24 protein-coding genes are annotated in these 26,402 nt (G+C 61.1%); 11 read left to right on the forward strand and 13 right to left on the reverse strand.

The window, feature by feature from the left end:
- Positions 1–5: 5 nt before the first annotated feature.
- The 3 genes from PSCI_RS05320 to PSCI_RS05325 all read right to left on the reverse strand — a co-directional run bounded on the left by PSCI_RS05320 (position 6) and on the right by PSCI_RS05325 (position 1,965).
- On the reverse strand, positions 6–764 hold the full coding sequence (locus tag PSCI_RS05320; protein ID WP_231906561.1) for an RNA-guided endonuclease InsQ/TnpB family protein: 759 nt from the start codon (positions 762–764) through the stop codon (positions 6–8).
- Complete coding sequence (locus PSCI_RS29720; protein WP_231906368.1) at positions 703–1,056, reverse strand: hypothetical protein; 354 nt, start codon at positions 1,054–1,056, stop codon at positions 703–705. Before PSCI_RS29720 ends, PSCI_RS05320 begins: the two co-directional genes overlap by 62 nt.
- A 132-nt stretch (positions 1,057–1,188) precedes the next feature.
- Positions 1,189–1,965 carry a ferredoxin--NADP reductase gene (locus PSCI_RS05325; RefSeq protein WP_045483751.1) on the reverse strand — a complete coding sequence of 259 codons (777 nt, stop codon included), beginning with the start codon at positions 1,963–1,965 and terminating at the stop codon, positions 1,189–1,191.
- Between the two features lie 336 nt (positions 1,966–2,301).
- Between PSCI_RS05325 and PSCI_RS28165 the strand changes: the two genes are divergently transcribed.
- A complete protein-coding gene (locus PSCI_RS28165) occupies positions 2,302–2,535 on the forward strand; it encodes a LuxR C-terminal-related transcriptional regulator (RefSeq protein ID WP_084710201.1) in 234 nt (77 codons plus the stop codon).
- Between the two features lie 125 nt (positions 2,536–2,660).
- Positions 2,661–3,785, forward strand: a complete 1,125-nt coding sequence (locus PSCI_RS05335; protein ID WP_045483754.1) for a methyltransferase — start codon at positions 2,661–2,663, stop codon at positions 3,783–3,785.
- A gap of 283 nt (positions 3,786–4,068) precedes the next feature.
- Here PSCI_RS05335 and PSCI_RS28425 read toward each other — a convergent pair whose 3' ends face one another.
- From PSCI_RS28425 to PSCI_RS05345, 3 genes are read right to left on the reverse strand one after another with little or no spacing between them, the layout of a single operon-like run.
- Entirely contained in the window at positions 4,069–4,236 is a 168-nt protein-coding gene (locus PSCI_RS28425) for a DUF2474 domain-containing protein (RefSeq protein ID WP_084709853.1), read from the reverse strand.
- Between the two features lie 12 nt (positions 4,237–4,248).
- Positions 4,249–5,256, reverse strand: a complete 1,008-nt coding sequence (gene cydB / locus PSCI_RS05340) for a cytochrome d ubiquinol oxidase subunit II (RefSeq protein WP_045483757.1) — start codon at positions 5,254–5,256, stop codon at positions 4,249–4,251.
- A gap of 3 nt (positions 5,257–5,259) precedes the next feature.
- A complete protein-coding gene (locus PSCI_RS05345; RefSeq protein ID WP_045483760.1) occupies positions 5,260–6,699 on the reverse strand; it encodes a cytochrome ubiquinol oxidase subunit I in 1,440 nt (479 codons plus the stop codon).
- A gap of 406 nt (positions 6,700–7,105) precedes the next feature.
- Here PSCI_RS05345 and PSCI_RS05350 point away from each other — a divergent pair, with 406 nt between their 5' ends.
- The 6 genes from PSCI_RS05350 to PSCI_RS05375 all read left to right on the forward strand — a co-directional run bounded on the left by PSCI_RS05350 (position 7,106) and on the right by PSCI_RS05375 (position 15,998).
- Positions 7,106–9,613, forward strand: a complete 2,508-nt coding sequence (locus PSCI_RS05350) for an EAL domain-containing protein (protein WP_045483763.1) — start codon at positions 7,106–7,108, stop codon at positions 9,611–9,613.
- Positions 9,614–9,961: 348 nt separating this feature from the next.
- Complete coding sequence (locus PSCI_RS05355) at positions 9,962–11,257, forward strand: NCS2 family permease (protein ID WP_045483767.1); 1,296 nt, start codon at positions 9,962–9,964, stop codon at positions 11,255–11,257.
- On the forward strand, positions 11,254–12,339 hold the full coding sequence (gene trmA / locus PSCI_RS05360; RefSeq protein WP_045483770.1) for a tRNA (uridine(54)-C5)-methyltransferase TrmA: 1,086 nt from the start codon (positions 11,254–11,256) through the stop codon (positions 12,337–12,339). Before PSCI_RS05355 ends, trmA begins: the two co-directional genes overlap by 4 nt.
- A 415-nt stretch (positions 12,340–12,754) precedes the next feature.
- The gene (locus tag PSCI_RS05365) at positions 12,755–14,032 is read left to right on the forward strand and encodes an MFS transporter (protein WP_045483773.1); all 1,278 of its coding nucleotides are present in this window, start codon (positions 12,755–12,757) and stop codon (positions 14,030–14,032) included.
- A 96-nt stretch (positions 14,033–14,128) separates the two neighbouring features.
- Positions 14,129–15,004 carry a KPN_02809 family neutral zinc metallopeptidase gene (gene ypfJ, locus PSCI_RS05370; RefSeq protein ID WP_045493872.1) on the forward strand — a complete coding sequence of 292 codons (876 nt, stop codon included), beginning with the start codon at positions 14,129–14,131 and terminating at the stop codon, positions 15,002–15,004.
- 4 nt (positions 15,005–15,008) lie between these two features.
- The gene (locus tag PSCI_RS05375; protein WP_045483776.1) at positions 15,009–15,998 is read left to right on the forward strand and encodes a hypothetical protein; all 990 of its coding nucleotides are present in this window, start codon (positions 15,009–15,011) and stop codon (positions 15,996–15,998) included.
- Between the two features lie 84 nt (positions 15,999–16,082).
- Here the strand turns inward: PSCI_RS05375 and PSCI_RS05380 are convergent, their stop codons facing one another.
- From PSCI_RS05380 to PSCI_RS05390, 3 genes are all read right to left on the reverse strand, one after another.
- Positions 16,083–16,688, reverse strand: coding sequence for an HAD family hydrolase (locus PSCI_RS05380; RefSeq protein WP_045483779.1), 606 nt, complete (start codon positions 16,686–16,688; stop codon positions 16,083–16,085).
- A complete protein-coding gene (gene tesB / locus PSCI_RS05385) occupies positions 16,685–17,554 on the reverse strand; it encodes an acyl-CoA thioesterase II (protein ID WP_045483782.1) in 870 nt (289 codons plus the stop codon). The genes PSCI_RS05380 and tesB overlap by 4 nt, the downstream gene beginning before the upstream one ends.
- 68 nt (positions 17,555–17,622) lie before the next feature.
- Positions 17,623–18,192, reverse strand: coding sequence for a GNAT family N-acetyltransferase (locus PSCI_RS05390; protein WP_045483785.1), 570 nt, complete (start codon positions 18,190–18,192; stop codon positions 17,623–17,625).
- A 107-nt stretch (positions 18,193–18,299) separates the two neighbouring features.
- Between PSCI_RS05390 and PSCI_RS05395 the strand changes: the two genes are divergently transcribed.
- Positions 18,300–19,220 (forward strand): histone deacetylase family protein, encoded by a 921-nt coding sequence (locus PSCI_RS05395; protein ID WP_045483788.1) that lies wholly within the window; start codon positions 18,300–18,302, stop codon positions 19,218–19,220.
- A 15-nt stretch (positions 19,221–19,235) separates the two neighbouring features.
- Here PSCI_RS05395 and mmsB read toward each other — a convergent pair whose 3' ends face one another.
- Positions 19,236–20,123 carry a 3-hydroxyisobutyrate dehydrogenase gene (mmsB, locus tag PSCI_RS05400; protein ID WP_045483791.1) on the reverse strand — a complete coding sequence of 296 codons (888 nt, stop codon included), beginning with the start codon at positions 20,121–20,123 and terminating at the stop codon, positions 19,236–19,238.
- 370 nt (positions 20,124–20,493) lie between these two features.
- Between mmsB and PSCI_RS05405 the strand changes: the two genes are divergently transcribed.
- Complete coding sequence (locus tag PSCI_RS05405) at positions 20,494–21,012, forward strand: Hcp family type VI secretion system effector (RefSeq protein ID WP_045483794.1); 519 nt, start codon at positions 20,494–20,496, stop codon at positions 21,010–21,012.
- A 39-nt stretch (positions 21,013–21,051) separates the two neighbouring features.
- Here PSCI_RS05405 and PSCI_RS05410 read toward each other — a convergent pair whose 3' ends face one another.
- Positions 21,052–22,473 carry a M20 family metallopeptidase gene (locus PSCI_RS05410; RefSeq protein ID WP_045483797.1) on the reverse strand — a complete coding sequence of 474 codons (1,422 nt, stop codon included), beginning with the start codon at positions 22,471–22,473 and terminating at the stop codon, positions 21,052–21,054.
- A 179-nt stretch (positions 22,474–22,652) separates the two neighbouring features.
- On the opposite strand from PSCI_RS05410, the gene PSCI_RS05415 reads away from it, so the two are divergent.
- Complete coding sequence (locus PSCI_RS05415) at positions 22,653–23,642, forward strand: LysR family transcriptional regulator (RefSeq protein WP_084709856.1); 990 nt, start codon at positions 22,653–22,655, stop codon at positions 23,640–23,642.
- Here the strand turns inward: PSCI_RS05415 and PSCI_RS05420 are convergent.
- Positions 23,572–24,807 (reverse strand): OprD family porin, encoded by a 1,236-nt coding sequence (locus PSCI_RS05420; protein WP_045493878.1) that lies wholly within the window; start codon positions 24,805–24,807, stop codon positions 23,572–23,574. The genes PSCI_RS05415 and PSCI_RS05420 overlap by 71 nt on opposite strands.
- A 138-nt stretch (positions 24,808–24,945) precedes the next feature.
- Positions 24,946–26,235 carry an MFS transporter gene (locus PSCI_RS05425; RefSeq protein WP_045483800.1) on the reverse strand — a complete coding sequence of 430 codons (1,290 nt, stop codon included), beginning with the start codon at positions 26,233–26,235 and terminating at the stop codon, positions 24,946–24,948.
- Positions 26,236–26,402 lie beyond the last annotated feature (167 nt).

A 26,402-nucleotide genomic window follows, 5' to 3' on the forward strand; every position in this document is an offset into this window, starting at 1 on the left:
CCGCCCTAAAGGGCGGGGATTCCCACAATTGGACGCTCATGCCCGAGCGCGAGAATGTTCTTTGCGGCGTTGACGTCGCGGTCGTGGGTGGCACCGCCCCCACAACAAGTCCATTCCCTTATTCCAAGCCCTGCGATACCTCTGGGCCTCGAGTCCGGCAATTGCTTGCAGCTCGAACAGGTTTGGGTGGTGTTTCTCTCGCTAACAACCTTGAAAACCGTGCCTGCGTGATCGCATTTGTATTCCAGCATGGTTTTCAATTGGCCCCAGCCGGCGTCCAGCACCGACTTGGCCATCCTGGTTTTCGCGAGTTTCAGTGAATTCACATCGCCCACCACAATAACACCACAACGCGCTACCAGCGCGTTGCTGAACTTATGCAGGCAATCCTTGCGGCGGTTCGCAATTTTGGCGTGGATCGCCCGCACACGAGCCTTCTTGCCGGCCCGCTGGGCCGTGCCCAGGGCTCTTTCCAGATCTCGGTAGAACCTACCGCTTTCAAGGCGATCACCGTCGCTGCAGGTGGCCGTGGTTTTCAGTCCGAGGTCGATACCCACCGCGTCCTGGCCTGGCGATAACTGCCGGTCGACCTCGACCACGACGTTGAAATACCAGCGTCCACGGCTGTCTTCGTTGAAGCTACCGGATCTGAATTTAAAGCCCGCCAGGCCGTAGCTGTCCCAGACCTTGAAGTGCTGTTTGTTAAAGACGACCTGGCCGTTTTTCCAGACAGCAGCGCCGACCTTGAAGGGCAGCCAACCCAGACTGCGCCGAGCAGCGCCAGCGTAGCTGACGCTTTTTGAACTGCTTGCGCCGTGTGACATATTCGTCGGCAACAGCCTGCACCGATTGGCTGTGCAGGCTCAGGTCTTTGCCGGCCCCGTTGGTGTACTTGTGAATGTCGAACGACGACAGAAAACGACCACGCTCACGAATCGAGCGACGGCTCAACTCGTTCACGTAGTTCCACACAAAATTCACAGCGCGAGAAGCTTCACGCAGCTGCGCTGCGTGCTTGTCTCGCACTCGAACCTTGAGGGTTTTGGTCGCTTTCATTTCAGTCATGAAATACAGAATAGGGGCGATTTTTGGGATGTTAACCCCTATGACCGCTTTGCGGTGGCGCTTTCATCCCCCACCTGAAGGAAGGGGCTTTTCGCGCCGGCTTGGTAACCCTGCCGGTCGTGGTTACCAGTAGGTTTCCACGGCCACCTGCCCCGGTCGGCGGCTCAGGCTTAGTTGCAGCCCGCGCTGCTTGAGCAACGCGCGGGTCTCGTCGACCATTTCCGGGTTGCCGCACAGCATCACCCGCGAATGCTCAGGCGTCAGCTCAAGCCCTGCGGCAGTTTCCAGGTCGCCGTTTTCGATCAGCGTAGTAATGCGCTCGTTCAGTGCCCCTGGGTGCTGTTCACGGGTCACTACCGGTAGGTACAAGAACTTGTGGGCATATTCAGCCAGGTACTCGCGCTGGGTCAGTTCGTCGATCAACGGCTGATAAGCCAGCTCTTTGGCTTCACGCACGCTGTAGACCAGAATGATGCGTTCGAATTTTTCCCAGACTTCGAAATCCTGAAGGATCGACAGGAACGGCGCCACGCCGGTCCCGGTGGCCAGCAGCCACAGATCGCGACCGTCGACGAAACGATCCAGGGTCAGGTAACCGTATGACTGTTTTTCGACCAGCAGTTGATCGCCTTCGCGCAGACGGCTCAGCTCACTGGTGAACTCACCGTCCGGCACCACGATGGAAAAGTATTCGAGAAACTCGTCATAGGGCGAGGACACCATCGAGTAGGCACGCCACACTGTACTGCCATCAGCCTTGGTGACACCCAGACGGGCAAACTGCCCGGCGCGAAAGCGAAAGCCTGCGTCGCGGCTGGCGCGCAGGGTGAAAAGATTGGCGGTCAACGGGGTAACGCGCTGCAGCGTTTGCCGGGTGAACTTGTCTTCGCTGACGGTCATGGTGTGCTTGCGACTCCTGAACATGAATGGCGGGTCCCAAGTGTCCCGCAAATGCATGCCGATAAACACCACCTGTTTGTAGGGTCTGTCGCAGCCAGACAACCTTAGACTGTTTGGTTCTTGCCGGCCCATCACGACGAGCAGGCCCGATTTCATCCAACTCGATGCAAGCTGAGCAGGCCGCGGCTTCCGCCAGGACACCCTCCTTTGAATACTTAAATAGCCATTACTCCATCCGTCTGGATGGATTTCAGCCCCATGGTTCCCGGGCGCTTTTTCCCTAAACTCAGAGAACCCCCTCACCCGGGATTCGCCAACACAAGCAGGGAGGCGACTATGGAGCCCGCCGCAACCGTATCACCACAACGTTCACCTGCCGTTGTCCTGACGCAGAGAGAAATCGAAATCCTCAAGTGGTCCGCCCAGGGCAAGACAGCCGCCGATATCGCAATCATCCTGCGTTTGAAGGAGCGAACCATCAATTTTCATATTGCCAGTGCCATTCATAAAATGGGTGTCTGCAACAAGACGGCCGCCGCTGTACAGGCCGCCTTGAGCGGAATGTTCTGACCCGACAACTTTGCACCGCAATGGCAGGTGCCAAGGGTAAAAAGCACGTAGAATCACGCCCCTCAAGCCAGCCTGGGTCAAACCGGTCTAGCGTGACACTTGTCGTTTGCCCAGAGTTTCCTGCCATGCCCGTGCTCACCAGCCCTTTTGCCGAACTTGATCTGATCCGTCAGCCCGAACAACCCAACGAACCGCTGCAGGCGTTCGATGCGGCAGATGAGTACCTGCTCAATCATGTAGCCGAACATGGCCTGACCCTGCAGACCCGGGTCCTGGTGCTCAATGACAGCTTTGGCGCGCTGGCGACGAGCCTGGCGCCGCATGCCACGGTATCGAGCAGCACCGACTCGGTTCTCGGTGCACAGGCGCTGGAAATCAACCTGCTGCGCAATGGCCTGAGCGCAGACGCGGTGACCTTGATTCCGGCCAGCGCGCCACTGCAAGGCCCCTTCGACTGGGTGCTGATCCATATCCCCAAGACCCTGGCCCTGCTTGAAGAGCAACTGATCCGCCTGCAAGGCCAGCTAGCGCCCGGTGCCAGGGTCGTGGCAGCGGCGATGGTCAAGCACCTGCCGCGCTCGGCTGGTGAGTTGCTGGAAGAGTATGTCGGCCCGGTCCAGGCTTCACTGGCGGTAAAAAAAGCCCGGTTGCTGTTTGTCACGCCTGAAGACAAAGAGCCCCAGCCTTCGCCCTACCCGACCCGCTACACGCTTGATGAACCGGCGCTGGAGCTGGTTAATCACGCCAATGTGTTCTGCCGCGACGGCCTGGATATCGGCACCCGGGCGTTTCTGCCCTGGCTGCCGAAGAATCTGGGCAAGGCACGGGTGGCCGACCTGGGGTGCGGCAACGGCGTGCTGGCCATTGTCAGTGCACTGAGCAACCCTGAGGCTCAGTACACGCTGGTGGATGAGTCGTACATGGCTGTGCAGTCGGCAGCAGAAAACTGGCAAGCGGCGTGCGGTGACAGGCCGGTGACGCTGCGCGCTGCCGACGGTCTGGCGACTCAGACGCATGATTCGCTGGACGTGGTGCTGTGCAACCCGCCGTTCCACCAGCAGCAGGTGGTGGGAGATTTCCTGGCCTGGCGGATGTTTTTGCAGGCACGTGCGGCGCTGGTGCCGGGCGGGGCGCTGTATATCGTTGGCAACCGTCACTTGGGTTATCACGCCAAGCTGGCGCGGCTGTTCCGCGATGTCGAGCAGGTGGCGGCGACGCCCAAGTTTGTGATTCTCAAGGCGCGGAAGTAGGAGCGGCGGGGCGGCGATCCGCTTTAGTCGCTCACGGGTCTTTAGAGCGATGGAAAATCCTTCATCGCGTTGACTGGGATGCAGGTTTCGCCCTGCGGGCGAACTTCCCTCCGTCCGGCACCCAAGTCGCGATTCGCGTCGTCTGTGCCATCTCGGTTCGAAGATCAAGATCAACGGCAACGGCTTATATGCAGGCAAAAAAAACCCTCCATCACAGCCTGATCAGGAGGGTAAAAAGCCGTGTCCACGAAACACGGGATGGGATAGAGCAATCAGGCAGCAATCAAGGGGTGGTCAGACCCGCTGCGCTCATGAACATGCGCATCAGGCTGGCGACGATGAACAGCGCCAGTACACTGCCGGCCCAGATCCCGGCCAGCCAGGCCAGACGTTGCCAGAGCGGTTTGTTGATGGCCGGGTCGGGATCATGCTGGGGATGTTTATCGGACATGACGGCGCTCCTTTAGTGATAACCGTCTTCTGCGGTCACTTTGCCGCGGAACACGTAGTAGCTCCAGAAGGTGTAGCCCAGGATGAACGGCAGGATGAATAGCGTGCCGACCAGCATAAAGCCCTGGCTTTGCGGCGGCGCGGCGGCTTCCCAGATGCTGATTGATGGCGGCACGATGTTCGGCCACAGGCTGATGCCCAGCCCGCTGTAGCCAAGGAAGATCAGCAGCAGGGTAAGCAGGAACGGCGTGTAGTGGGCATTACGCGCCACCGCCCGGAACAGGCCAACCAGAGTGACCACCACCAGAATCGGTACGGGCATAAACCAGAACAGGTTCGGCAGGCTGAACCAGCGCTCGGCAATCTGCGGATGGGCCAGCGGGGTCCACAGGCTGACGATGCCGATCATCGCCAGCACGGCCAGCGCCAGCGGCCGGGCCAGATCATGCATGGCCTGCTGCAGCGGGCCTTCGGTCTTCATGATCAGCCAGGTACAGCCCAATAGCGCATAAGCCACGATCAGCGCCAGGCCACAGAAAATCGGGAACGGTGCCAGCCAGTCCAGCGAGCCGCCAGCGAACTGCCGGTCGACGACGGGCAAGCCCTCAATGAACGCACCCAGTGCCACGCCTTGAAAGAAGGTCGCCGCCAGGGAGCCGCAGATGAACGCTTTGTCCCACAGGTGCCGCTTGGCCTCTGAAGCCTTGAAGCGGAACTCGAACGCCACGCCGCGAAAGATCAACCCGATCAGCATCAGGATCAATGGCAGGTACAACGCCGACAGCACCACCGAGTAAGCCAGCGGAAAAGCGCCGAACAGACCGGCCCCGCCCAGCACCAGCCAGGTTTCGTTGCCGTCCCACACCGGGGCGACGGTGTTCATCATCACGTCGCGGTCGCTGCTGTCCTTCATGAACGGGAAGAGAATGCCAATTCCCAGGTCAAAGCCGTCCATCACCACGTACATCATGATGCCGAAGATGATGATGACCGCCCAAAGCAACGCAAGATCGAAGCCCATGACTCAGTTGCTCCTGTTCAGGTTGGCGGATGCAGCATCTGGCTGACCGTTTTCATCGGCAGCCGACAGCGGACGTGCCGGGGTACGAGGCTGACCGGGGCCGCCGCTGGGGGCGTGCTCAACATGCGGCTGCGGCCCTTTGCGCACCAGCCGCAGCATGTAGCCCAGACCGGCACCGAACAGCAGGAAGTAAACGACCACGAACAACACCAGGGTGATGCTCATCTGCACCACGCTGTGGTTCGACACCCCGTCGGCGGTACGCATCAGGCCGTAGACCACCCATGGCTGACGGCCGATTTCGGTGGTGAACCAGCCGGCCAGGATGGCGATCAGGCCCGACGGCCCCATCCACAGGGCCAGGTGCAGAAACGGCCGCGACTGGTACAACGTACCGCGCTTGCGCAGCCACAGACTCCACAGCCCGGTAGCGATCATCAGCATGCCCAGACCGACCATGATCCGGAACGACCAGAACACCACGGTGGAGTTGGGCCGGTCCTCAGGTTTGAACTCCTTGAGCGCCGGCACCTGCTTGTCCAGGCTGTGGGTCAGGATCAGGCTGCCCAGATAGGGAATCTCCACAGCAAAGCGGGTTCGCTCCTGCTGCATGTCCGGCCAGCCGAACAGAATCAGCGGGGTCGGCTCGTCACCGACGTTTTCCCAGTGGCCTTCAATCGCCGCGATCTTGGCCGGCTGATACTTGAGGGTGTTCAGGCCATGAAAGTCGCCGACCACCGCCTGGATCGGCGCCACCAGCAGGGCCATCCACATGGCCATCGACAACATCTTGCGCACCGCCGGGTTATCACGGCCGCGCAGCAGGTGCCAGGCCGCCGAAGCACCGACGAAGAAAGCCGTGGCCACGAATGCAGCAATGGCCATATGCGCCAGCCGGTACGGGAATGACGGGTTGAACACCACGGCAAACCAGTCGGTGGGAATCACCCGGCCATCGACGATTTCGAACCCCTGAGGGGTCTGCATCCAGCTGTTGGAGGACAGGATCCAGAACGTCGAGATCAGGGTGCCGACCGCAACCATTATTGTGGAGAAGAAATGCAGGCCACGGCCGACCCGGTTCCAGCCAAACAACATGACGCCTAGGAACCCGGCCTCCAGGAAGAACGCGGTGAGCACTTCATAGGCCAGCAACGGGCCGGTCACTGCACCGGCAAAATCGGAAAAGCGGCTCCAGTTGGTGCCGAACTGATAGGCCATGACCAACCCGGAAACCACACCCATGCCGAAGTTGACGGCGAAGATCTTCAGCCAGTAGTGGTACAGGTCACGGTAGACGTCGTTGCGCGTCTTCAGCCACAAGCCTTCGAGCACGGCCAGATAGCTGGCCAGACCAATGGTGATGGCAGGAAACAGAATATGGAACGAGATCGTGAACGCGAACTGGATCCGGGCCAGGTCGAGTGACTCCAAACCGAACATAAGACTACCTCTCAGATGCTACGGCTGTTGGCCTGGGCCAGCAGCGAGAACCCCACGGTCAGGGCGGTTGCTGCGTGCCGGACGGCTTTTGGGGAAGGCTCTCGGCACAAAGGGTCTGACGGGCGACGCACAACTTCGGTTCGATCGTTGTGACGTGCGTCAATCGGTGAGAGAAGATTAGCCCCTTTACGGGCTTTGACCGGCGTGGTGCGTTGTCGCGTGACCGGTTGTCCCATCCCCTTGGCGTTCGGCTTGAAGAGGTGTACGACGAACGGTCAGCCGTTTCGACGCTTGACATGGATGTTTGCGACGGCCCGTCCAAACACCCCTTTCCACCATGATGGCCCTATGCTATTGAGTAACTTGCCAAAGCCACTCCATCCCCCTGAAGTGTCACAGGACGTGCATGCCCATCACTCATAGCCTCTCCGAACTCTTCGTGCAGTCCATCGAGCAGGCTGGCAACAGCGTGGTAGTCAGCGATGCCGACAACTGCGTGGTGCTGTTCAACCAGGCGGCGGAGTTGTTGTGGGGCCTCAAACGCCACGAAGTCATTGGCCAGGATGCCAAGTGTCTATTGCCGCAGCCGGTGCACGGCTATTACCAGCAACAGGAAAACGGTGATGGTGAACTGCTGATCCTGCGCATCCCGCACCGCGATGGCGGCCAGCACTGGGGCTCGTTGTCGATCTCACGGGTCGCCAGCCATGCACAGACCTACTTCGTCACCTCGATCAAGGACATCACCCGCCAGCACGAGGAGTGCGAGCGGCTGCGGCTGTTGTCGCTGGTAACCGATCACTCTGACAACGCCATTATCATCACCGACGAGAACTGGCGCATCAGCTACGTCAACGCCGGCTTCGAGCGCATGTCCGGTTATCGCTTCGATCAGGTCTGCGGCCAACACCCCGCCGCGATGCTCGCCCCCTATCTGAACCATGAAGTGATACTTGCCGCTCGCCAGACGTTGAGCAGCGGGCAATCGATCAAGACCGATCAATTGACCTGCATACAAAATGGCGAACGGCTGTGGTGCAGCGTAGTGGTCAACCCGATTCTGGATAATCAGGGCCGGCTTCTCAATGCCGTCGGCATCCTGACCGACATCACCAGCACCAAGATGCACGAGATCCTGCAGCACAGCATGCTCAACGCCATGGTCCGGGAAGAGCCGCTCGAAGACCTGATGCTGCTGGCCTGCCGGGAGATCGAACGTATCGCCCCGGAAGTCACCACCTCGATGCTGCTGGTTGATGAAGAAGGGCTGCTGCATCCACTGGCCACCCACAGCCTGCGTGCCAGCTACTGCCAGAGCATGGAAGGCATCAGGATCGGCGAAGGCGTCGGCACCTGCGGCACCGCCGCGTTCCGCGGCCAGCCGGTGATCACCAAGGATATCGCCAGCGACCCGCTATGGGATGGCTACCGACACATCGAACTGCCCGAGGGGCTCAAGAGCTGCTGGTCGACGCCGATCATGGGCGCCAATCAGCGAGCCATTGCCACGCTGGCGTTCTATTTCAAGGAAGTCCGCGGGCCGTCGGAATTCCATCAGCGTCTGGTGGACGTCATCGTGCCGCTCTGTGCGCTGGCCATCGAGCGTGAAAAATCCCGGGCTCACATCAGCCAGCTGGCGTTTTACGACAGCCTGACCGAACTGCCCAACCGCAGCCTGCTGCTGGCCAATACCGAGCAGGCGCTGCACGCTGCGCAACGCAACAAGACCTCCCTGGCCGTGTTGTTCATCGACGTTGATCGCTTCAAGCAGGTCAACGACTCGTTCGGCCATCCGGCGGGCGATGAACTGTTGCAGGTCATTGCTCGCCGCCTGCAGGAAAATCGCAGCCAGAAGGACATCGTCGGGCGCCTGTCCGGTGACGAGTTCGTCGTGGTACTGCCTGACTGCGATAACCAGCGGGTCACCGAGCTGGTCGAGCAGATGAAGCTGACCATCGCCCAGCCTTGCCAGGTCGGCAACAGCCGGGTCTCGCCGTCAGTCAGTATCGGTGTGAGCATGTTCCCGGAAGACGGCCATGACATGGGCACGCTGATCCACCGGGCGGACATGGCCATGTATCAGGCCAAGAATGCCGGGCGCGGGCGGTTCAGCTTCTTCTGCCATGAACTGAACCAGCTGGCCCAGGAACGCCAGGCCATGGAAAACGCCCTGCAACAGGCCTTGCAGGATGGCGCTCTGGAGCTGCACTACCAGCCGCAGATCAATATCGCCGATGGCCGTCTGTACGGTGTCGAAGCGCTGGCGCGCTGGCACCACCCGCATTGGGGCCAGGTGTCTCCGGCGCGCTTTATTCCCTTGGCAGAAGAATGCGGGCTGATCGTGGAACTGGGCCTGTGGGGGATTCGCGAAGCCTGCCGGCAACTGGCTGCCTGGCGAGGCAAAGGGGCAAAGCTGCCGGCCATTTCGGTGAATCTGTCACCCACCAACTTCCATGATCTGGCGCTACCGGCCATGCTTACACAATTGCTGGATGAACATCAGCTCAGCCCCGGCGACCTGACCCTGGAGCTGACCGAAAACATCCTGATGGACACCAACCCCAGCACGCTCAAAGTCCTCAACGACGTGCATGCGCTAGGCATTCGCCTGGCCATGGATGACTTTGGTACCGGCTATTCGAGCCTGAGTTATCTGCGGCAGTTGCCGATCCAGGAACTCAAGCTCGACCGCAGCTTTGTGATGGACCTGGAAAACGACGCCACGGCCCGCACCCTCAGTGATGCGGTGATCCATATCGGCAACAGCCTTAACCTGACCGTGGTCGCCGAGGGCATCGAGACCGAAGGTCAGCATGAAATCCTCAGGCAGCAGGGTTATCACGTCGCCCAGGGGTATCTGTTCTCCCGACCATTGAGCGCACCGGACCTGGAACGCTGGTTGTTGGCGCGCTAAGGCATGATCGTGCTGTTTAGCGGACAATGATCGGCCATCGTTCATCGCTGTGCAGCCAGTTGCGCGACTGGCTGGTATGATGCGCGGCTTTTTCCGAACCATAGAAAACCACAGGCGCTCAGAGGGTGTTTACAAAATAGGCGAACGAAGGCAAGACAAGGCGAAATCGGGCGAAAAAGCGCAGTGTACATTCAGTACATGAGCATTTTGACCGGGCTGGCGATCCAGGTCGATTTCAACGCAGTATTGTCGAGTGCAGCCATTTTGTAGACACCCTCTCAGCCCGGACTGTGTTTGGCTATTGGTATCGAATCATTCACGGCACAGGCCAGGTCCTCGGAGCCCGATATGCTGGAAAGGCTGTTTCAACTAAAAGCACACAACACCAACGTGCGCACCGAGATTCTCGCGGGCGTCACGACCTTCCTGGCCATGGCCTATATCCTGTTCGTCAACCCGAGCATTCTCGGCGAGACCGGCATGGACAAGGGCGCACTGTTCGTTGCCACTTGCCTGGCCGCAGCGATTGGCTCGGCAGTGATGGGCCTGGTTGCCAATTACCCGATCGCCCTGGCGCCGGGCATGGGCCTGAACGCGTTTTTCACCTACACCGTGGTCCTGCACATGGGCCATACCTGGCAGGTCGCGCTGGGCGCGGTGTTCATCTCGGCGGTGATGTTCTTCATCCTGTCGATTTTTCGCATTCGCGAGTGGATCATCAACAGTATTCCGCTGGCTCTGCGCTCGGCCATTGCCGCGGGCATCGGCCTGTTCCTGGCGCTGATCGCCCTGCAGAACGCCAAGATCATCACCTCGCACCCGGTCACCATGCTCAGCCTGGGCGATCTGAAAAGTCCGGCGCCGATTCTTGCCGCCCTGGGCTTTTTCCTGATCGTCGCCCTGGAGCGGATGCAAGTGCGCGGCGCAGTTCTGATCGGCATCCTGGCGGTCACTCTGGCGTCCATCGTGCTGGGTTTCTCGCCGTTCGGCGGGCTGGTGTCGATGCCGCCATCGCTGGCGCCGACCTTCCTGCAACTGGACATCATGGGCGCGCTGGACGTCGGTCTGGTGAGCATCATCTTTGCCTTTCTGTTCGTCGATATCTTCGATAACTCCGGCACTCTGATCGGCGTCGCCAAACGCGCCGGCCTGATGGGCAAGGACGGCCACCTACCGAAAATGGGCCGGGCGCTGATCGCCGACAGTACCGCGGCCATGGCCGGTTCGCTGCTGGGCACTTCGACCACCACCAGTTATGTCGAGTCGGCAGCCGGTGTCAGCGCCGGTGGACGGACCGGCCTGACCGCGATCGTGGTCAGCGTGCTGTTTCTGCTGGCGCTGTTTTTCGCGCCACTGGCCGGCAGCGTGCCCGCGTATGCCACCGCACCGGCGCTGCTGTTCGTGGCCGTGCTGATGGCCTCGGGCCTGGCGGAAATCGACTGGGAGGACATCAGCGTAGCGGCGCCGGTGGTGATTACCGCGCTGGCCATGCCGTTTACCTATTCCATTGCCAACGGCATCGCCTTTGGCTTCATTTCCTGGACGGCAATCAGGCTGTTGTCGGGACGCGCACGCGAGCTCAATGCTGCGCTGCTGATCCTGTCGGTTCTGTTCGTCATCAAGCTGGGCTGGTTCAACGCATGAGTGTTTCCTTCGACCCCGCGAGCTACGAGCTGCAGCTCGCTGAAAAAGCCGCCCGCCTGCAAACGTTGCTGGCGCCTTTCGACGCACCCGCAGCCCAAGTGTTCGACTCACCCCGCGAGCATTACCGGCTGCGCGCCGAGTTTCGCCTGTGGCTCGAAGGCCAGCAGCGCCACTACGCGATGTTCGCCCCCGGCGACAAGCACACGCCGATCCTGCTCGACGGCCTGCCCATCGCCAGCCAGCGCATCAATGAACTGATGCCGCTGCTGCGTGACGCCTGGCAGACCAGTCAGGCGTTGAGCTACAAGCTGTTTCAGGTGGACTTTCTGACCACGCTGTCTGGCGACTCGATGATCACCCTGTGCTACCACCGTCCGCTGGACGACACCTGGCAAGCGGCCGCCGAACAGCTGGCGGCACAACTGAAGGTCAAGCTGATTGGCCGTTCTCGTGGTCAGCGGCTGGTGATTGGCCAGGACTACGTGACCGAGCAACTGCAAGTGGCCGGGCGTACCTGGCGCTACCGTCAGCCTGAAGGCGCGTTCACCCAGCCCAACGGCACGGTGAACCAGAAGATGCTCAGCTGGGCACTTGAAGCCATGGGCCAGCGCGACGACGACCTGCTGGAGCTGTACTGCGGCAATGGCAACTTCACCCTGCCGCTGGCGACCCGGGCGCGCAAGGTGCTGGCGACCGAAATCAGCAAAACCTCGGTGAATGCCGCACTGGCCAACCTGGCCGACAACGGGGTGGACAACGTGACCCTGGTCCGGCTGTCTGCCGAAGAACTAACCCAGGCGCTCAACGAGGTGCGGCCGTTCCGCCGACTGCACGGCGTAGACCTGAAAAGCTATGAATTCGGCACCGTGTTCGTCGACCCGCCACGGGCCGGCATGGACCCGGACACCTGCGAGCTGACCCGACGCTTCGAGCGCATTCTGTACATTTCCTGCAACCCGCAGACCCTGGCGGCCAACATCGCGCAATTGCACGACACCCACCGGGTCGAGCGCTGTGCGCTGTTTGACCAGTTCCCGTATACCCACCATATGGAATCCGGGGTTTTGCTGGTGCGTCGCTGAGTTTTTGGAGGGCTTCTGAAGGCGGCCTGAGCCGTATCGATTCTGTAGGAGCAGCTTCAGCTGCGAATCTAAAGCTGCAAATCTTTCGTTCGTAGCAAGGATCTTTGCCGCAGTTGTCTGAGCCTCAGGTTCCGCCCCGACGGGCGGGTTCCTTTAATGCGCCAAAGGAACCAAAGCGCTTGCGACGGCTAGTCCCGCTTCAAGCGGGATTCCCTCGCTCCGGCGCCGATTTGGCGTTCGGCGTCGTCTGTGCCATCTCGGCTCGAAGATCAAAAGCAGAAGCGACAACATCGGCATCGCTAGTGAACTTAACGCTACATCCGCGACCAAGGTCGCGCTTGCTTCAATAGGCAGCTACCTATCATTTGCGGTATAACGCGTACTCGCTTATCTGCCGCGTGTGTGGGTACCTGCCTTGAGTTGCGAATCACCTGCTTCGACTTCCACTTCATCGGGTCTGGCTCGTCAACCCGGATTTCTTGCGTTTCTGTTCGCCCGGTTGCTGGCCATGTTCGCCATGCAGATCCAGGCCGTGGTGGTCGCCTGGCAGGTCTACGACCTGACCCGCGATCCGATGGCGCTGGCCTATGCGGGCCTGGCGCAATTCATTCCCATGCTGCTGTTGTTGATGCCGGCCGGCGACCTGATCGACCGCTATGATCGCAAGCTGATCCTGATTCTGAGCTGGATCGTGCAGGCGCTGTGCGGGGTCATCCTGCTGCTGTTTTCATTCTTTGACCTGCATGACGTGCGCCTGGTCTACGCCGCGCTGGTGCTCTACGGCGCTGCACGGGCCTTTACCGGCCCGACCCTGCAGAGCCTGCTGCCACAAATCGTGCCCCGCGAGCGCCTGGCTTCGGCCATCGCGACCAACAGCGTAATCATGCGCTGCTCCACCGTAGCGGGTCCGCTGATCGGCGGCGCTCTGTATGCCTTGGGCGGCGCGGAGCTGACCTACTCGGCCTGCGTCGCCGCGTTCATCGCCGGCATCCTGCTGCTGCCACTGGTGGCCACCCCTTACGCCGAAGCCCGCGCCCCGCTGGAAGGCAGCGGCTGGCAGCGCTTCACTGCCGGGATCGCCTTTATCCGCTCGCGACCGATTATTCTCGGCACCATTTCCCTTGACCTGTTCGCAGTGCTGCTCGGTGGCGTGATTGCGCTGTTGCCGATCTACGCCCATGAGGTGCTGCACCTTGGCCCACAGGGGCTGGGAGCGTTGCGCAGCGCCATGAGCCTGGGTGAGCTGGTCACCGGTGTGTACCTGAGCGTTCGGCCGCTGGACCGTCATGTGGGCCTGACCATGTTCATCGCCGTGGGCATCTTCGGCCTGGCCAATCTGCTGTTCGCACTGTCAACGCTGTTCTGGCTGTCGTTCGTGGCACTGCTGATCGCCGGGGCAGCCGATATGGTCAGTGTCTACATTCGCTCATCGCTGGTGCAGTTCTCAACGCCCGATGCCATGCGCGGGCGGGTCAATGCGGTGAACATGCTGTTCATTGGTTCTTCCAACGAGCTGGGTGAATTTCGCGCCGGCACCAGCGCCTCACTGATCGGTGCGATCCCGGCGGCGATCACCGGTAGCCTCTGCACGCTCGGCGTCGTAGGCGCCTGGATGGCCGGTTTCAAGAGCCTGCGCCGGGTCGACCGGTTTGCCGATGCCGCGCCACAGCAAACTGCCAGTACCCTGAAGTGACCGACGGGCTGGCGTAGCCCGATTACACCAGCAACACTTGTTTGTCAGGCCGTTCAAAAACGTCAGCAAGGCCGGTTGTTTGTCGAGGGCAGTTGTATGTTGTGGAAAAAAGGCCGACGGAGCGACAACGTGGTCGATGCTCGCAGTGACCGTAGCGGCATGCGGGTCGGCGGCAAGGGGCTTACCCTGGGCGGGGTGGCCCTGATCGTAGTGTTTGGCCTGATCACCGGCCAGGACCCGCTGCAGATTCTTGGCCAGATCACCGGGCAACTGGGGCAACAGAGCGCACCGCTCAGCCCCCAGAGTCAATCCACTCTCCCCACTAGTGACCCGCAGACCGAATTCGTGCGCGCCGTGCTCGGTGATACCGAAGACAACTGGCAAGCCGTGTTCAGCCAGGCAGGCCGGCAGTATCAGGAGCCCAAGCTGGTGCTGTTCAACGGCCAGGTCAATTCGGCCTGCGGCTATGCCACCTCGGCCACCGGGCCATTCTACTGCCCGGCCGACCGCAAAATTTATCTCGACCTGGATTTCTTCCGGGAAATGTCCCAGCGCTTTTCAGCGGCCGGCGATTTTGCTCAGGCTTATGTGATTGCCCATGAAGTGGGTCATCACGTACAGACCCTACTGGGCATTTCCGCCAAGCTCCAGGCCGCGCGCCAGAGCGGCCGACGCCTTGAAGGCAGCAGTGGCCTGCTGGTGCGCCAGGAGTTGCAGGCCGACTGCCTGGCCGGGGTCTGGGCACACAACGCGCAAAAGCGTTTGAACTGGCTGGAACCGGGTGATATTGAAGAAGCCTTGAATGCGGCCAACGCCATTGGCGATGATCGCCTGCAACGCCAGAGCCGCGGCCATGTGGTGCCCGACTCGTTTACCCACGGAACATCCGAACAACGGGTGCGCTGGTTCAAGACCGGCTTCGCCCAGGGCAACATCAACCAATGCGATACCTTCGCCGCCAAGAGCCTGTGAATAAATGATCAAACCGTTGTTGGCCCTGTTGTTGAGCAGCACTGTTCTGAGCCTGAGCGCCCATGCCGAAACCCCTCCCGCAAAATCCCTGAGCCCGGACCGGCTGGCGATCAACGGCGCGCAGGCCACCCTGGGGTTAAGCCAGGAGTGGGTCCACCCCAAACCACAGATCCAACGGGTGGTGATTGTCATCCATGGCCGCCAGCGTAACGCCCCGACCTACCTGCGCAGCGTCGAGCGCGCCGCCAACCAGTCCAAAGAGCGCAGCCGCACGCTGTTGATCGCCCCGCAGTTTCTGGATGAAAAAGACATCGCAGCCCACCACCTGGCAGACAATATTCTACGCTGGCATGAAGACGACTGGATTTCCGGCAGCCGCTCGGTGGGCAGCAAGGCGGTCAGCTCCTTTACCGTGCTGGATCACATTCTCAAGCGTCTGAGCGACGACAAGCTGTTCCCCAACCTCAAGGAAATCGTGATCGCCGGGCATTCGGGCGGCGCGCAGATGGCCCAGCGTTATGCATTGCTCGGCGGTCGTGAGGAGGCGCGGCTGAAACAGGCGCACATTCGGCTGCGCTACGTGATCGCCACGCCCTCGACCTATGCCTGGTTTGACGCAGAGCGGCCGGTGGCCAACCCGGCAAGCAACTGCCCGGGCTTCAACGACTGGAAATACGGCCTGGAAAAACTGCCGCCCTACGCCGCCAAGGTCGAACGCGCCAGCCTTGAGAAAGCCTATGTGCAGCGTGACGTAACCTACTTGCTGGCGCTACAGGACAACGACCCGAACCATGTCTCGCTGGACAAGAGCTGCGCTGCCCAGGCCCAGGGCGCTGATCGGCTGACGCGCGGGCATAACTACTTCGATTACCTGACCAAACGCCACCCTACCGGCCTGAACCAGCGCATCGTGCTGGTGCCGAACGTGGCGCACAACGGCGATGCGATCTTTACCTCGCCGGAAGGTCAGGCGGTACTGTTCAAACCGCTATAAGCCCGGAACCCGTAGGAGCCCGTAGGAGCCACTTCAGTGGCGAAAACCTTGATCCCTTCGCCACTGAAGTGGCTCCTACGACGCTCATGAATCCAGCATCGCCTGTAACGCTGTGCAATCGGCGGCATGCCAGTCGGTCAGTTCCGGCCAGGGATTGTCCGGGACATGGTCGGGCAGGTTGACCAGCACGGTGTGGGCGCCCGCCGCGCGGCCACAATTGAGGTCGTGAACGTAGTCGCCGACCATCACCATGTTCTGCGGCGCGACATCCCAGGCGCTGGCCAGTTTGAGCAGCCCGGCCGGGTCGGGCTTGGGGGTGGCCTCGTCGCGGCCGAGGACGTCCTGCACGGCGAAACAGTCGGCAATGCCAATCGCCGCCAACGTGATATGCGCCAGCTCGCGGGCATTGCGGGTCAGGATGCCCAGCCGGTAACCGCGCCCGGCCAGCTCGCGCACCAGCGCCACCGCACCGGGCGCGGCTTTGGAACCTACCGCCAACTCGCGCTCGTGCTCCAGCAGCCAGGCGTGTTTGGCCGCGGCTTCGTCTGCCGGCAGGCTGGCCAGATGGCCGAGAATGTCGGCCTCGGGCGGAATGTCCAGGGCGCGCTTGATGGCCAGGAAATCATGCACTGCCAGTGTCAGGGTGCCGTCCATGTCGAACACCCAATGGCGAATCTCGCTCAGTTTCATGCCCAGTCCTTGCGATGACGAATCAGGCCTTCCTGGCTGACCGAGGCCACCAGTTGTCCGGCGCGGTTGTACACGCTGCCACGAGAAAAACCACGGGAGTTGCCGGCCCACGGGCTGTCCATGGCATACAGCAGCCAGTCGTCGGCGCGCAGGTCACTGTGGAACCACAGCGAGTGATCCAGGCTGGCGACCTGCATATCGCGTTGCCACACCGTCTTGCCGTGGGGCAGCAGCGAGGTGGTCAGCAGGTTGAAGTCCGAGGCATAGGCCAACAGGTATTTGTGCAGCGCCGGGACATCCTTGAGGGTGCCATCGGCGCGGAACCAGATGTACTTGACCGGCTCACCCGGCTTGGGATCGTAGGGATCTTCAGCCGTTACCGGACGAAACTCGATGGGCTTGGGGCAGAGGAATTTCTCGCGCATCGCTTCGGGGATCAGATGCGCGCGGCGAGTCAGCAGTTCAAGCTCGCAAGGCAGGTTTTCCGGACCGGCAATCTGTGGCATCGCCGCCTGATGTTCGAAGCCTTGCTCGTCGTACTGGAACGAAGCGCTGCAGGTGAAGATCGGCTTGCCCTTCTGGATGGCGGTGACGCGCCGGGTACTGAAGCTGCCGCCATCGCGTACCCGATCAACGTGATAGACCACCGGCAACTGGGCATCACCTGGGCGCAGGAAGTAACCGTGCAGCGAATGCACATGGCGGTCATCTTCTACGGTCTGGCTGGCCGCCGACAACGACTGGCCCAGCACCTGGCCGCCGAACAGCTGGCGAAAGCCCAAGTCCTGGCTACGGCCGCGAAACAGGTTTTCTTCGATGGATTCCAGCGTCAGCAGATCGACCAGATCTTCCAGCACTCGGCTCATTCATGACTCCTTGCACACAGAGGTTGCGCGTTCAAACGCGGCTATAGAGCCCAATGATACAAAATCCTTCAGCCTTGCAGGGTCGAAAGCCACTGCTCACGGTTGATGCGGTACAGCACATGGGGTTTGAGCGGATGATTATCGGCCAGCGCCGGATGGTCAAAATCACCCTGCAGGTCGGCGTGCATGCCGATGGCCTGCATGACTTTCTGAGAGGGCAGGTTGCTGCGCGCGGTAAACGACACTACCTGATCCAGCCCCAGCCGCTCAAAGCCACAGCCCAGTGCCGTCCAGGCCGCCTCGCTGGCAAAGCCCAGCCCCCAATGCTCACGCGCCAGCCGCCAGCCAATTTCCACGGCCGGGGTAAACGGCGCCTCGAAGTCCACCACCAGCAAACCGGTAAAACCGATGAACGCACCGGTGTCCTTGCGCTCCAGCGCCCACAGGCCGAACCCCAGCTCGGCAAAGTGCCCGCGCAGGCGGCCAATCATCGCGGCGCACTGCAAGCGGCTCATGGGCTCAGGGAAGTAGCGCATCACCTGCGGGTCGGCACACATGGCGGCAAAGGCCGGCAGGTCGTCGTCGCGCCATTGGCGCATCGTCAATCGCGGGCTATCGAGCGTGAGTATCGGTTCCATCCGTCATGTCTCCGGGCCATCTTCAATCATCGCGGCAGTGTAGTTGCAACTGTGCGATCAGTTAGGTTACTGGCACTATCGCGGTTTGACCCTGATGCTAAAGAAAAATGCCACTGCCGCTGATCTACCACGACGATTACAGCCCGCCCTTCCCGGCCGACCACCGTTTCCCGATGGACAAATTCCGCCTGCTGCGCGATCACCTGGTCGACAGCGGCGTAACCACTGACGCGCAACTGCTACGCCCTGAGCTATGCCCGGCGGATATTCTGGCCCTTGCCCATGAGCCGGCCTATATCCAGCGCTTCATGAGCGGCGAGTTGTCCAGAGAGGATCAACGCCGTCTCGGGCTGCCGTGGAGCGAAGCGCTGGCGCGCCGCACAGTACGCGCGGTGGGCGGCTCGCTGCTGACCGCCGAACATGCCTTGCAACACGGCATGGCCTGTCATCTGGCCGGCGGCACGCATCATGCCCACTACGATTACCCGGCAGGTTTCTGCATCTTCAATGACCTGGCGATCATCAGCCATTACCTGCTCGGCAGCGGTCGGGTGGGCAAAGTGCTGATCTTCGATTGCGACGTGCATCAGGGTGACGGTACGGCCCGGCTGCTGGCCGATACCGATGATGCGATTACCGTGTCGCTGCACTGCGAGAAGAACTTCCCGGCGCGCAAGGCACAGAGCGACTGGGATATTCCACTGCCCATGGGCATGGGCGATATGGACTATCTGAAGGTGGTGGACGACACGCTCAATTACCTGCTGCCGTTCTACCAGCCTGACCTGGTGCTTTATGACGCCGGGGTCGATGTTCATGAGGACGACGCGCTGGGGTATCTGAAGCTCACCGATCAGGGGCTGGCGGCCCGTGACGAGGCCGTGCTGCACCATTGTCTGGGCCGCGATATCCCGGTAATGGGGGTGATCGGCGGCGGCTACAGCAAGGATCGCCATGCCCTGGCAAAGCGGCACGGCATCCTGCATCACAGCGCCCGCAAGGTATGGGACGAGCGCGGCCTGGGTTAATCAACTACGGCAGGGTCAGTGGCGGCTCAGATAACTCTCGATGATCGCGGAAAAATCCCGCCCGCCTTCGCCCCGCTGGCTCATGGCCTGAAACAACTGCTGGGCCAGCGCCCCGAGCAATACCGGCTGATGGGCAAGCCGCGCCGCTTCGGTGGCCAGGCCCAGATCCTTGAGCATCAGGTCGGCGGCAAAGCCACCGGTATAGCCTCGTGAAGCCGGTGCGGTCTCGACGATACCCGGCCAGGGGTTGTAGCTCTGCGAACTCCAGCAACTGCCGGTGGAGCTGTTGATGACCCCGGCCAGCACCTGAGTATCGATACCCAGTGCGTTACCCAAGGCCATGGCTTCGCTGACGCCGATCATCGAAATACCCAACAGCAGGTTATTGCACAGCTTGGCGATTTGCCCGGTACCCACCTCACCGCAATGCACGATATTACGGCCCATCTGCGCCAGAACAGGCTTGACCCGCTCGTAGTGCTGAACCGAGCCGCCGACCATGAACGTCAGCGTCGCGGCATTGGCCCCTGCCGTACCGCCGGATACCGGAGCATCACCCACTACCACGCCCTGGCTGGCGGCAATCGTGGCGATGTCGCGGATGCTCTGCGGGTCAATGGTGCTGCAGTCGAGCGCCGGGGTCCCGGTAGCGATACCGGCCAAGATACCGTTCTCGCCCAGAAACGCGCTGCCTACATGCGCCGCCGCCGGCAGCATGGTAATCACCAGGTCACTGCCTTGCGCCGCGTGCCTGGCAGAGTCTTTGATGTGCCCGCCTTGGGCTGCCAGCTCAGCCAGGGCGTTAGTGTCGAGATCGAACAGATGCAAATGATGCCCGGCCTTGAGCAGGTTACGGGCCATGGGCGCGCCCATGTTACCCAGGCCGATGAATGCGATTTTCATTGTTGTTCTCCATTGGCGTGCACAGCAGCAAGGCTTGCTCATCGAGCTACTGCGGGCAGCAATTGTGCCTTCCCTTCGAATACTAGCTCACCGCCTTGATGCGCAAGGCTTGCCGCCAGCCTGTGGATAACCCTGTGGATGATTTGTTGGAAAGCTGTATACGCAGGAGCGGAGAGGGACGCAAAGAACTGCGCAGTGCAGTGCTTAAGGATGCGCGATTTTTGCTTGAAAATACGCCAGAAAGCTTCCAATAAAAAATTAAGACATTGATTTATAAGCAATTTAAACGAAAGGCACGCTTCTTGACTTGTGCATCAGGTGGCCTCGCCGAATGACTCGGCGGGCACTTGAGCCTGCAAGGAGAACCTCCATGGCTACACCGGCCTATATGTCCATCACCGGCAGTAAACAAGGGCACATCACCAAAGGCGCTTCCACCGCTGACTCGGTGGGCAACAACTATCAGGAAGAACATGAAGACCAAGTGCTGGTCCAGGCCTTCAGCCACAAGATCAGCCTGCCCACCGACCCTCAGTCCGGACAGCCCGCCGGGCAGCGGGTCCATGATGCGGTGTGCATCACCAAGGTGTTCGACAGGGCTTCACCCTTATTGCTGGAAGCCCTGACCAAGGGCGAGCTGCTGCCCGAGGTTGAAATCGAGTGGTACCGCACCTCCAAGTCCGGAACCCAGGAGCATTACTACACCACCCATCTGGTGGACGCGATCATCGTCGAGATCCGCGACTACATGCACAACTGCCAGGACCCTGGCAGTGCCCACTTCACTCACCTGCAAGATGTCTACATGACTTACCGCAAGATCAGCTGGACCCACAAAGTCAGCGGCACCTCCGGCTCGGATGACTGGCGCAAACAGAAGACCGACTGATCGGCAGGCTCATCGGCCCGTCGTGCGGGCCGATGCACCTCAGGCAGGCAATCGGGCGCGCAGCGCCTGGGCCTGCTCACCCAGATCCCAGAACAACCCGGCCGCCGCCTTGAGCCCTTGCTCAACGATGCTTTCCAGCAAATGCTCGTCCGGCGCGTGCTGCTTGCAGGAGGGATAAGAGTGCGGCAGCCATACCGTCGGCAAGCCCAGTACATCAGCGAAGCAATGGTTGGGGATGGTCCCGCCCAGATTCGGCAGAATACTCACCGGCTCGCCCAGGCTGGTGCTGACTGAGCGGCTGACGAAGCCGACCCAAGGGTGCGCCGGGTCGAGCCGGGTCGCCGCATAGCCGCCATCGATCTGCACCTGCACCTCGGTAAAACCTTGCTCATCAAGATGGCGACGCAGGTTATCCGCCAGCCCCTGCCAGTCGGTGCCCTGGACAAAACGTAACTGGCAGACCATTTCCGCCCGGCCAGGAATCGCGCCAATCACCTTGACGGTACTGCCCGCAGACATCCCCACCACTTCCAGGGTATTGCAGCCGAACAACTTCTCGCCCACGCTCAAACCGGGTTCACCCCACTGCAGATTGAGCTGCGGGTCGAAGCTTTCACCACCGACCGGCAGATCACGCACCAGCGCCGAGACCGACTCACTGATCGGTGCCGGGCGCAGAAAGTCGGCCTGCAATTGCCCGCTGGCCGATACCAGGCTCGCCAGCACATGGCCCATGACAATCGCCGGGTTGGTGATGATCCCGCCCCAGTTGCCCGAATGACGACTGCCATTGCCGGTGTCCAGGCTCAGACGGAACTGGCACACCCCACGCGAGCCGAGAAACAGCGTCGGCAGGTCATGACGCACCCGCGGTCCGTCAGAGGCCAGGAACAGATCCGCAGACAACGCCTCGGCATGCTCACGGCACGCTTGCTCCAGCCCTGGCGAGCCCACTTCTTCGCTCATTTCGAAGATGACTTTCAGGTTGAACCCCAACTGTCCCTGGCGGACCTGCAGCACCGCATCCAGCGCGGCCAGGTTGATACTGTGCTGGCCCTTGTTGTCGGCCGTTCCACGCCCATAAATGCGTCCGTCCTTGATGCTCGTGCGCCATGGCGCAGTGCCTTGCTGCCAAAGCTCATCCTGGCCACTGGTGACGTCACCATGGCCGTAGCTGAGCAAGGTCAGCAAAGCCGGGTCTTCAATACGCTCAGCCAGCAATAGCGGCGGTTTGCCGGCCTGCGGGTTGTCGATGATCCGGCAACTGAAGCCCATGCCCAACAGCACCGGCTGCAATTCGTCGTGCAGATAGGCGTGCAGTGCTGCGCTGCAATCAGGGTTCTGGCTTTCGGTACGCTGGGCGACACGGCGGTCAAGGATTTGCAGGAACGCACCACTGCTGTAGTGCCGTGCGGCCAGTTCCAGAGCATGTTCACGTGAGCAGGCAGAAGAGATCGACATATCAGGTTCCTTGCTATCAGGCATTGGTCGTCGGGCGCGACCAGCAAGCCCTCGACCGAACAGTGCCGCAGAGGTTAACGTGGCAGCCTGAGTTGCAACAATTATCAAGTTCTCAATTCAACCTTGTCTTTTTTGCAAGCCAGCCTTGCACTTGCCTGAAGCATCAATGGAGCCGCGCCATGCATGACCTGCCCTTGCGTTACTTCCACAGCGTGGCCAGGACCGGCTCGCTCTCGGCTGCTGCCGAGGAGCTGCACGTGGCCGTTTCGGCGGTCAGCCGACAGATCAGCAACCTGGAAGAAAACCTCGGGCTGCAATTGTTCGAGCGCAAACCGCGAGGCATGCAACTGACCGAGCCAGGCGAAGTGCTGCTGGCCTACGCCAACCGCAATCAGTTGGAAGTGCGCAACGTGATTGCCGAGATGCGCGGCCTCAACACCCTGCAACAGCACACCATCACCCTCGCCTGCCCGGAAGGCATGGCCTGGGAATTTCTGCCACGGGTGTGCGCGCAGTTCCGGGCCTTTCATCCCGGTGCGAGTTTCGATTTACAGGTGGTGGACGCCGCAAGGGCCTCGCAACTGGTCAAGGACGGCGTAGCCGACATCGCGCTGACCTTCAGCCTGACGCCGACCCTGGGGGTGGAGATTTCGCTCAGTTGCGACTCGCCGATCAGCGCGCTGATGCCTGTCAGTCACCCGCTGGCGAGCAGCGAATCATTGACCGTGCAGGAACTGGCGCAGTATCCACTGGCCCTGCCGCATGCCGGGTCGACCATCCGCTATCTGTTCGACATCGCCTGCAACCTGCACAGCATGAACATTGTGCCGGCCTACGCCAGCCACTCTCTGGGCGCGATCTATAACGCGGTTCGTCACTCCACGGACGTGATTGCCTTGTGCGGCGCCGCCACCGTCAGCGGCACCGCCGCGCGTGACAACCTGCTGCTGGTGCCGATGAGCGACCCGCAATTGCGCCAGCGTAGCCTGCAGGTGCAGATCATGGCCGGGCGCAAGCTGCCGGTGCTGATCCGTTATTTCCTGAGTTTTCTGGAGGAACAATTGGTCAGCGTCAGCCAGCCCCCCGAGCCGGACACGCCTACCAGAAGTTCACGGAGTAAGTCAGGGCCAAGCGGTTTTCTTCGTAACGCGAGGATTCGCGCACGTTGACCCCGATGTTCATCCAGTTGGCCCCGAACCCCTTGAGGAGCCCGCTCTGCACCACGTAACTGAGCACTGAGGTGCGTTCGGTCTCGTGGCTCTGCTGGCCCAGATCAATGTCGTTGCCCTCCATCCAGCGCGCCATCCATTTCAAGCCCGGCACGCCCACGGCGGCAAAGTCATAGTCATAGCGCAGTTGCCAGGAACGTTCGCCAGGCTTGACGAAGCCCAGCGCCGACCAGTTGATCAGAAACGGCGCCGGCGCGTAGTTGTTAAAGGTCGGGAACGTGTCCAGGCCCAGCATGCGCTGGTAACCGGCACCCAAGGTGTGGCCGTTTTTGCTCAGGCTGAACATCAGCCCATAGGTGCGATTATCCACCCGGCCAGACAACGCTTGGCCCTGCTCGCGGGTGTTGTAGTAGCGCACATCGGTCTTGAGCGTGAAACCGCCGCCCAACGCAGCCTTGTGCACCAGCCCCAGGTAATGCTGGCGGTAGATGTCCTGCAGTTGTGCGTAGAAATACGAGCCGGACAACTGCGGGGTGAACGCATAGGTGGCGCCAGCGAAATCCAGACCGTCGCTGGCTTGCGCCGGGGTATCGCCCCACAGGTACAGGTCTTCGCGTTCGGAAGACTCACGGCCGGTGATGCTCCAGAGCCGCCCGGCTGTCAGGGTCAGGTCTTTGACCTCCCGCGACTCAAGCACCGCGCCCTCGTAGCGGGTCACCAGTTGCCGGGCCGGGTCGTAGGACACCACTGGCAAGTTCGGCCGCTGGTCACCGATGCGCAGTTCGCTCTTTGAATAGCGCAACTTCACCGCCAGGTTGGCCCGCCCGTAATCCTTGACCGGGCTGCCATCGGTGCTGACCGGCAGCACACCATCGGGCGAGCGGCCTTTGCCGCCATCGAGCCGATAGGCAAAGTCGGCGCCCAGGTCCAGACCGAACTGGATCGGTGTGTCGGTGTAACCGGACTTGAACTGCAAGTCAAAGCCCTGCGACCAACTGCCGGTGCGTGACTTGGGCGCATTGGCCTGTTTGAAATCGCGGTCGACGTAGAAATTGCGCAGCCCCAGGGTCAGGTGGCTGTCATCGAGCAGGTCGGCCCGGGCAGGGCCTGCGACGCACAGGCCGACGCTGGTGAGCAATGCACAGGTAAGGCGCAAATCAGACATGGTCCACTCCAGAATCTTCAGGTGATTGGCGGCAATCAGCGAATCGTTGGCGTGCGAGTCCTCGCCCGTCACGACCATGGCGGGGCAAGAACAGGCAGGAGGTGGGGTGGCCCGGCCAAACGCCGGGCCAGCTGGCGATCAGTTGCGTTTGAGCTGCCGGGTAATGGCCAGCAAGGTGATCAGGCTGAGCAGACCGGTGACCAGCAGGTAGAAGCTCGGTGCAAGCTTGTTGCCGCTGGCGCCAATCAGCCAGGCAACAAAGAACGGTGTGAAGCTGCCGAAGATTGTGGTGCCGATGTTGTAACTCAGCGCCATACCGGTGGCCCGCACGCGGGTCGGGAACAGCTCAGCCATCAGCGCGGGCAGACCGCCGAAATACACAGCCTTCAGGACGCTCATCCAGAACAGTACCGCCAGCAACGCCATCAGGGTCGGCTGCGCTGCCAGCCAGGAGAACGCCGGGTAGATACTGGCGATGAACACCAGCGCGGCCCAGAACATGATGCGGGTGCGGCCAAACACATCGGAAAGGTGACCGATGAAGGGCGTCAGCACGGTCAGCACCAGGCCACTGAGCAGCGTACCGGCAAAACCGATCGAGGCGGTCAGGCCCAGTTGCTTTACCGCATAAGTGGGCATGTAGATGATCACGTAGCTGACCGAGGTCGACAGCACCAACGCGCCAATGGCGAGCAGCATGCGGTACTTGTGCTGCCTGAACAGCGTACCGGCCGGTGCGTGCTCGGCTTCGCTCTGCTTGAACTCGCCGGCTTCTTCAATATGCCGCCGGATGTACAGCCCCACCGGGCCGATCAGCAGGCCGAACAGAAACGGAATACGCCAGCCCCAGGACTCCAGTTGGTCGACGGTCAAGGTCGAGCTGAGCAGCAGACCGAAGCCCGATGCCAGCAGGCCGCTGATGCCCTGGCTGGCAAACATGAAGCTGGAGATCAGCCCTTTGCGCTCTGGCGCATGCTCGACCAGCAGCGCCGTGGCACTGCCGAATTCGCCACCGGCAGAAAACCCCTGGATCAACCGCGCGGTAAAAATACCGATGGGGGCCAGGATACCGATGGTGGCATAAGTGGGCATGATCGCGATCAGCAAGGTGCCGAGCATCATCAGCCAGATGGACACCAGCATCGCAGCTTTGCGTCCGACCCGGTCGGCGTAGGAACCCAGCACGATCGCGCCCAGTGGACGAATCAGGTAAGACACGGCAAAGGTGCCCAAGGCCAGCAGCAATGACACGGTTTCATCGGCGGCAGGGAAGAACAGCTTGGAAATGGTCATGGCAAAGAAGCCATAAACGATCAGGTCAAACCACTCCAGGGCGTTGCCGATGGAGGAAGCGATGACCAACTTGTACAGCTTGCTACGGGGCATGCGGCCGGCCAGCGGTTGGGTCGTCATCTGCGCAGTTGTCATTATTCGAAGCTCCAGCAGGTAGTCGGTGACGTGGCGGGAGGAAGGGGGCGTCATCCTTGAAAATCGATGGTAGGGACCTGCCAGGTTTCCCACAATTATGCATTTCAGAAGCAAACGTTGCGTTCAAGGCAAAACGCATCTGCTACATTTTGGCCGCTTGAGCGATA

Origin of the sequence: Pseudomonas sp. StFLB209 (genome assembly GCF_000829415.1) — a bacterium.
Classification (GTDB): Bacteria; Pseudomonadota; Gammaproteobacteria; order Pseudomonadales; family Pseudomonadaceae; genus Aquipseudomonas.